Source organism: Acidocella sp. (assembly GCF_052326845.1).
Classification (GTDB): domain Bacteria; phylum Pseudomonadota; class Alphaproteobacteria; order Acetobacterales; family Acetobacteraceae; genus Acidocella.
Window position 1 is genome coordinate 1 of the sequence record NZ_JBKQJR010000189.1, and the last position, 6,829, is coordinate 6,829.

Genomic DNA, 6,829 nt, shown 5'->3' on the forward strand with positions numbered 1-6,829 from the left:
GTGGAAGGCCCGGAAGATGAAGCCCGAGCCGTCGACGAGGACGAGCCTCAATGGCTATGGTCCGCAGCGCCCTCTTCCAGCACGTAAATGCGGGAGCAATACGGGCAGGCGATTTGCTTATCGGTAATTCGGAGGTAAATACGAGGATGCCCGAGCGGACCCACACCGCCGTCGCATGAGACCGCAGGGGTTTTCACATGAATGATTTCAGTCGCATTCACCGCTTCTGTCTGCACGCTCATCGCATCCTGCCTTATCTGGTCAAACTCCAAGGCATCATAACGGCATTCCGCGCATTCCCCAAGCTGGCCCGGGTGTTGGTTCTGCCGCTGGCGTTGGCGGGGTGCACATCCATGGCGTTTGGCGTGCCGCATGACAGGCCTGACCATCCCATTATCACAAGCGGCTATTTTGCCCTGCCCGACGGCGCGAGCCTGCCCTACCGGCTGTACCCGGCCCAGGGGCAGGTAAAAGCCGTCATTCTCGCATTGCATGGCTATACCGACAGCCGCGATGGCTGGGAGATGCTGGCGGACTACCTCACCCCTCACGGCATCGCCATCTACGCGCCGGACCAGTCCGGCTTTGGCGCCACCAGGAACCGCGGCTACTGGCCGGGCACTGATACGCTGGTGGACGAGGCACGGGACGAGGCCGTGCAGCTCCGCGCGCAATATCCGGGGGTGAAGCTCTTCGTCATGGGCGAGAGCATGGGCGGCGGCATCGGCCTGCTGCTCGGGGCTTCCAGCAACCCGCCGCCGGTGGATGGCTATATTTTATCCGCCCCGGCAGTGTGGGGCGGGCCGGCGATGAACCCGTTCTACCGGGAGACGCTGAGCGTCGCTGCCTTCGTAGCACCAAGCAAACGGCTAACCGGGCAGGCGGTGCATATAATGGCGTCGGATAACGAGGCGGCGCTGATCGCCTTCGGCGACGACCCGCTAAGCACACACGCGCCGCGCATCGATAGCGTCGCCGGGGTAGTGCGCCTGATGGGCCAAGCCCAGCGGGCCTGCGGCAATTTCCGCCAGCGCGCGCTCATTTTGTATGGCGGGCATGACGAGTTGATCCCGCCCGAGGCCATGCGTCGCTGCTGGGAGGCGATTCCGCCTGACGCGCCGGTGACGCTGGCCTATTACCCGCCGGATTACCACCTGATCCCGCGCGATCTGGAGCGGGCCACGCCGAGCGCGGATATTCTGGCGTTTATCGAGGGGTGGGGGCTGCCATCGTCAGCCCCCACCCAAGCGACGATCTTCCTCGCCGATTAGGCCGGGTGAACCAGCCTCGGCTTACCCTCCATGTCGATGGCGACGAACGTGAACACCGCCTTCGTCACGCGGCATTCCTCGCCGCCGACGCGGGCGCGGCGCCAGGCTTCCACGGCGATCTTCATCGAGGTCCGGCCGGTGGCGAGCAGCTCGCAATACACGCTCACCTCGTCACCCACCTTCACCGGGCGGAGGAAGGTCATCGCATCCGCCGAGACGGTGACGCAGCGCCCGCCGGAAGTGCGCGAGGCGAGGTTGCCGGCGGCAAGGTCCATCTGGCTCATCAGCCAGCCGCCGAAGATGTCGCCGTTCACGTTGGTGTCGGCCGGCATGGCGATGACGCGCACCATCGGCATGCACTCGGGCGGGCGCTCCCCATTCGTATCAAACATCTTACAGGCTCTTCTCGATCCAGGCCTTCAGCGCGGATTTCGGCGCGGCCCCCACCTGGGTCGCGGCCGGCTTGCCGTCCTTGAAGATGATCAGGGTCGGGATGCCGCGCACGCCGAAGGTGCTCGGCGTCATCGGGTTTTCGTCGATATTCACCTTCACTACTTCGAGCTTGCCTTCATATTCCTTGGCCAGATCCTCGAGCGAGGGGGCAATGGACCGGCACGGCCCGCACCACTCGGCCCAGAAATCCACCAGCACGGGGGCGCTGGATTTCAGCACATCGGTCTCGAAGGTTTCGTCGGTAACGGCTTTGGTCATGATACACCCAGACAATGGAAGTTGCAGGTAACATGGCGGCGAACCGCCCCAGGATCAAGCCGGTGAGGCGCCATCCAGCATCGCGTCCGGCACATCCATCACCGTTGCGCTCTGGGTCCAGATCAGCACGCAGCGCACCGGGAGGCCGGGGTACACCTGTTGCAGGATCGCCCGGTAGGCGGCGAGCTGGCTCACGTATTTGGGCGGAATCCCGGCGGCGTCCTGGGGCGGGGCGCGGTCGGTCTTGTAGTCGGCGAGCCAGATTTCCCGGTCCGTGACCGCCAGACGGTCCACCAGGCCGCCGATTTCCTTCTCCCCCACCACGCCGGCCAGCGGCACTTCGGCGCGGGAGCCGGGGCCGAACAGCGGGGCGAGGGCTGGATTGTCGAGGATCGCCAGCACGGCGGCGCAAAGCACTTCCGCCTCTGTGGCCAAAGCGGGCTGCGCGGCAAGATAGGCCAGTGCCGCTTCCGGCCGGGCCGGGGCGGGAAGGTCTGGGAGGTGCTGCAACATGGCGTGGATCGCCGTGCCTTTTTCCATGGCAGCCGCCCGGGCTGCGCGCGCGGCGCCCAGGGTGGTGCCGAGCGGGCTGGCGGCGATGGCGCGCCTGGTTTCTTCCTCCATGCTCCGGCTGGGCACGATGCGTTCGGGCTTCGCGGCCTCCTTCGGCGGCGGAGCGGCCTGCCAGAGCGGCACGCCGCCAAGCCAGGCGGGCAGGGGAGCCTGGATGGCCTCGCCATGGCGGGAGACGCGATCCGGCGCCGCGCCCTGCTCGCAGTCATGTACCAGGGCGCCGTTTTCCTCGCGGGTCTCCAGCCGGGTGAAGCCGCGCCGCACCGCCTCGTACCAGCAGGTGTCGGGCGGGGCGTTTTTGCCGGCGGCGCCACAGATCAGCAGTTCGTCCTCGGCACGGGTGAGGGCGACATAGAGCAGGCGGTTATATTCCTGGCGCGCCGCCTCGGTTACGTCCGCCGCCGCATCCGCCACCGCCTGCGCGCGCAGATCGCCGCGCGGGCAGAACACCGGCACAAGCGCGTCCTCCTGCGGCACGCCGAGCCAGAACAAATTCCGGTCGTTCTTCGGCAGCGCCGTGGTGTCGGGCAGAATCACGATGGGCGCTTGCAACCCCTTGGCGCCATGCACGGTCATCATCCGCACCTCGTCGCCACCCGCCTCGGCCTCGCGCTTGATGGAGGCTCCGGTCTGGCGCAGCGTGAACACGAAATTCTGCAGCGAGCCGGGTTCGCGCCCGGTGAAGGTGAGCGCCTCGGCGAGGAATTCGTCGATCGGCTCCGCCGCCTCCGGCCCCAGCCGCCGCAGCAGCTTGGCCCGCCCGCCCAGCGGCCCCAGCGCCTCGGCCAGCAGCGGATAGGGAGCGTAGAAATCCGCCTTCGCGCGCAGTTCCTCGAAGAAGGTCTTGGCCGCCGTCCAGTCCCCGCGCTCCTGCGCCCGGGCGTAGAGCGCCTGCACCAATGGCTTCCGACCCCGGCCCAAGGCGAGGTCCATCAGGCTGGCATCGGTGAGCCCCCCGAGCGGCGAGGCGAGGAATTGCCCGAAGGCGAGATCGTCATCGGGCAGCAGCAGCGCGTCGCACAGCGCCAGCAGATCGCTCACCGACTGCTGCTCGGTCAGCACCATGCGGTCCAGCCCCGCCACGGCGATGCCGCGCGCCTTCAGCGCGGCGGTGATGGCACTCAGCAGCGCGTCGCGCCGGCGCACCAGGATCAGGAAATCCCCGGGCCGTGCCGGGCGGTCCCGCGAGGGCAAAATCTGCTTCAGCCGTGCCGCGATCCAGTCCGCGATCTCCCGCGCCAGCACGGCCTTGGCGGAATCGGCGCTTTCGTAATCCTCGGGCAGGCCCCAATCGGGCAGCTCGGCGGCCTCGCGCGGCTGGGTGAGGGGCCAGAGCGTCACCCGTCCGGCTTGTCCGGCGCGGCTCACCTCGTGGCGCAACGTCTCGCCGGGGGCGATCACGCCGTCCCGCGCCGGGCCTTCGGCGAATACGGCGTCGGTGAGCGTCAGCACGGGCGCGGTGGAGCGGAAGGAGACGGAGAGCTGGCCATCGAGCCACTTGCGCCCCGCGCCAACGGCCTGGGCCTTGAATTTTTTCCTGTAGGCGTCGAAGCTTTTCAGGTCAGCACCCTGGAAGGAGAAGATCGACTGCTTGGCATCGCCCACGGCGAAGATGCTGCGGCTGGCCTCGCGCGCGCCCTCGCCCGCGAAGAACTCCGCCGCCAGCGCGTTGGCGATCTCCCATTGCGCCGGGGCGGTGTCCTGCACCTCGTCGAGCAGCAGATGCTCGATGCCGCCATCGAGCTTGTAAAGCACCCAGGCGGCGCCGGGGTCGATGAGAAGCTGTCCGGTATGGCTGACGAGATCGGCGTAGCTGAGATGCGAGGCGAGGATTTTCTCGGAGCACTCCTGCGCCGCGATCGGCAGCAGCAGCCTCGCCAGATGCGCGTTCAGCGCGGCGAGTTTCGCGGCTTTCAGCTTTTCCTGAACCGCGAGGATGCGCTGGCTTTCCGCGATCAGCTCGTCCTTGAATCTGTCTTCCTCGGGCTTCAGCTTCGCGCCGCAATAGCCCTTGAAGGTGCGGGCTTTGCCGCCTGTGAGGAAACCATGCGCCCAGACATCCCAACGCGCGGCACGGTCTTCCGGTGGCAGGGCCAGCCAGTCCAGCAGCGGCTCCGTGTTCTTGATGCCAGTCGCGTTGCCGCGTTCCGCGATCTGCCGCAAAATTTCACGCAGTTGCGCCTCGCGCGACATGCGGACAGCGCCCGCGAGAATCTCCGCGGCGGTTTTTTCGCCAGCGCCAAGCGCGCCGCGCTGAATGGCGATCAACCGGTCAGTGGCGGCATCCCTCAGCAACTCCGCAGGCGCTTCCTGCACGAAAACCTGCGTAAGTGCTGCGAAATCCTGCTCGTTCGTTTCCGCCGCCAGGGCGCGCACCGCCTCGCGCACCTGTGGGTCGGCAAGTGCGGTCTCGCGCGCCTCGCGCAAGCGGCGGCCGGCTTGTTCGTCATCCGCCACCTCGAAATGCGGGGACAGCCCGGCCTCCAGCGGAAAGCGCCGCAGTAGCGACTGGCAGAAGGCGTGGATGGTCTCGATGCGCATCCCGCCCGGCAGGTCCAGCACATCGGCGAAGAGTTTGCGTGCCCGGCCAAGGGTTTTGGCGTTCGCGGGCACATCAAGTGCCGCGAAGTCGGCCCGCAGCGCCGCATCGTCCTTCACCACCCATTCGCCCAGGCGCTTGTTCAGGCGGATGCGCATCTCCGCCGCTGCCGCCTTGGTGTAGGTGAGGCAGAGGATCTTGTCCGGCGTGGTACCGGAGAGCATCAGCCGCAGCAGGCGGTCGGTGAGCAGCTTGGTCTTGCCCGAGCCCGCCGAGGCCGCGACGAAGGCGGAGGTCAGCGGATCGGAGGCGGCGCGCTGCTCCGCGTTGGCGGTGTCGATCGCGTTCATTCCGGCTCGTCCTCCCATTCGGCGCGGCGGGAAATCCCGGCATATGCATCGTATTGGTTTGGCCGGGAGGGGTGCGGGCGCGCCAGATAGGGTGTCTCGGCGCGTGCGAATTTTGCGAACAATTCCGGCAGCGCGGCGGCGGCCTGGGCGACGGCCTCGGCGATGTCCGCTTCGGTTTTGAACGGCTTGGTTTCATCCCCGGCCTCGGCCCGGCCGGAGAGCTTGAAATAGGCGAGCTCCGCCACCTTGGCGCGGAACTCCTCGCCGAACGCCCCGGCCTCGGCCATCACGGCCTCCAGCGGCAGTTGCGGCGCGGCGCCGTTCTTCACGGATTTGGCGTTCGGCACTGTGCCGGTCTTGTAGTCGATAATGCTGACCGTACCGGCGGCGCTGAGCTCGATGCGGTCGGCCCGGCCTTTCAGCAAGAAGCCGCCTGGCAGTGGCATCTCGCCACTCACCTCATGGCGCAGCGCCTTGGGCACGCCCTGCGCCGCGCGGCGGCTCAGTTCCTCCTCGATCACCCAGGCGGCGATGCGCTCCAGCCGTGCGCCCCACCATTGCTCCAGCGCCGCGCGCGGGCGTTGCTTCAGCATCTCGGCCAGCAACGCGGCGGTGAGCGCCTGCACGGCACCGGGGCGCCCGGCGGCGTCCTTGTCCTCAAAGAAGGTTGCGAGCCCGGCGTGCACGATCTCGCCGAACAGGCTCTGGTCGCTTTCCTCGTCCAGCGCGTCGAGCTCCCGGATGTTCAGGATCTTGCGGCAATAGATCGCATACGGGTCGGCCATCAGCGTGGCGACGTCGGAGATGGAGAGCGTGCCCGGCCGCGCGGCGGCGGGCGGGGTGGGGCGGGGTTTGGGGCGAAGCTGGCGGCTTTGCGGCATGTCCAACTGCGCCGCCCAGCTTGCCGCGTCGTGCCGTTCCAGTGCCAATCCGGCTCCGGCGAGCATCACCTCCAGCCTGGTGAGCCAGCGCGCGGGCACGGCCGGGGCGCGCTCGCGCCGCAGCGGGGCGGCCAGCACCACATCGCGGCAGGCGCTGGCGAGGGAGAAGAAATGATGCGCCGCTTGGCCGATCTTCTGCTCCGGCGAGGGCAGGCCGGCCAGCTTGCGCATGGGGCGGGAGAGCCAGGGGCCGGGCTCGGCCGGGGCGGGCCACACGCCTTCCACCAGCCCGCCGAGCACCGCCACGTCTACGCTTTGAAGCGCCGCCTCCTGGATGCCCCAGATGGCGATGCGCGGATGCCCGTCCTTGGCGCGGGGGCGGCGCACCACCGCGCCCTGCAGCAATTCGTCCAGCAGTTCCGCCAGCTCGTTGCGGCGAATATCCGGCATGTCCTCCAGCGCGCCGAGCATCTCCAGCAGCAGCTCGGAGAGCGCCAGTCCCGC

General features: G+C 68.1%; 6 protein-coding genes. 1 reads left to right on the plus strand and 5 read right to left on the minus strand.

The annotated features are described in order from the left end of the window. Positions 1–47: 47 nt before the first annotated feature. The gene (locus tag ACLPJJ_RS12630; RefSeq protein ID WP_443591328.1) at positions 48–242 is read right to left on the minus strand and encodes a zinc-finger domain-containing protein; all 195 of its coding nucleotides are present in this window, start codon (positions 240–242) and stop codon (positions 48–50) included. On the opposite strand from ACLPJJ_RS12630, the gene ACLPJJ_RS12635 reads away from it, so the two are divergent. Next, on the plus strand, positions 198–1,271 hold the full coding sequence (locus tag ACLPJJ_RS12635) for an alpha/beta fold hydrolase (RefSeq protein WP_443591329.1): 1,074 nt from the start codon (positions 198–200) through the stop codon (positions 1,269–1,271). The two genes, ACLPJJ_RS12630 and ACLPJJ_RS12635, sit on opposite strands and share 45 nt — an antisense overlap. On the opposite strand, the gene ACLPJJ_RS12640 is transcribed toward ACLPJJ_RS12635, so the two are convergent. The 4 genes from ACLPJJ_RS12640 to ACLPJJ_RS12655 all read right to left on the minus strand — a co-directional run. Further along, positions 1,268–1,663, minus strand: coding sequence for an acyl-CoA thioesterase (locus ACLPJJ_RS12640; RefSeq protein WP_443591330.1), 396 nt, complete (start codon positions 1,661–1,663; stop codon positions 1,268–1,270). The two genes, ACLPJJ_RS12635 and ACLPJJ_RS12640, sit on opposite strands and share 4 nt — an antisense overlap. Before the next feature lies 1 nt (position 1,664). Further along, entirely contained in the window at positions 1,665–1,982 is a 318-nt protein-coding gene (gene trxA, locus ACLPJJ_RS12645; RefSeq protein WP_443591331.1) for a thioredoxin, read from the minus strand. 54 nt (positions 1,983–2,036) lie between these two features. Next, a complete protein-coding gene (gene addA / locus ACLPJJ_RS12650; protein WP_443591332.1) occupies positions 2,037–5,444 on the minus strand; it encodes a double-strand break repair helicase AddA in 3,408 nt (1,135 codons plus the stop codon). After that, the coding region (locus ACLPJJ_RS12655; RefSeq protein ID WP_443591333.1) for a PD-(D/E)XK nuclease family protein at positions 5,441–6,829 on the minus strand (1,389 nt) is incomplete at its 5' end. The genes ACLPJJ_RS12655 and addA, both read right to left, overlap by 4 nt.

What these genes read in the sequence shown, in the direction of transcription:
- ACLPJJ_RS12635 (WP_443591329.1), top strand. Translation starts at nt 198, where the DNA reads ATGAATGATTTCAGTCGCATTCACCGCTTCTGTCTGCACGCTCATCGC.
- ACLPJJ_RS12630 (WP_443591328.1), bottom strand. Translation starts at nt 242, where the DNA reads ATGAGCGTGCAGACAGAAGCGGTGAATGCGACTGAAATCATTCATGTG.
- ACLPJJ_RS12640 (WP_443591330.1), bottom strand. Translation starts at nt 1,663, where the DNA reads ATGTTTGATACGAATGGGGAGCGCCCGCCCGAGTGCATGCCGATGGTG.
- trxA (WP_443591331.1), bottom strand. Translation starts at nt 1,982, where the DNA reads ATGACCAAAGCCGTTACCGACGAAACCTTCGAGACCGATGTGCTGAAA.
- addA (WP_443591332.1), bottom strand. Translation starts at nt 5,444, where the DNA reads ATGAACGCGATCGACACCGCCAACGCGGAGCAGCGCGCCGCCTCCGAT.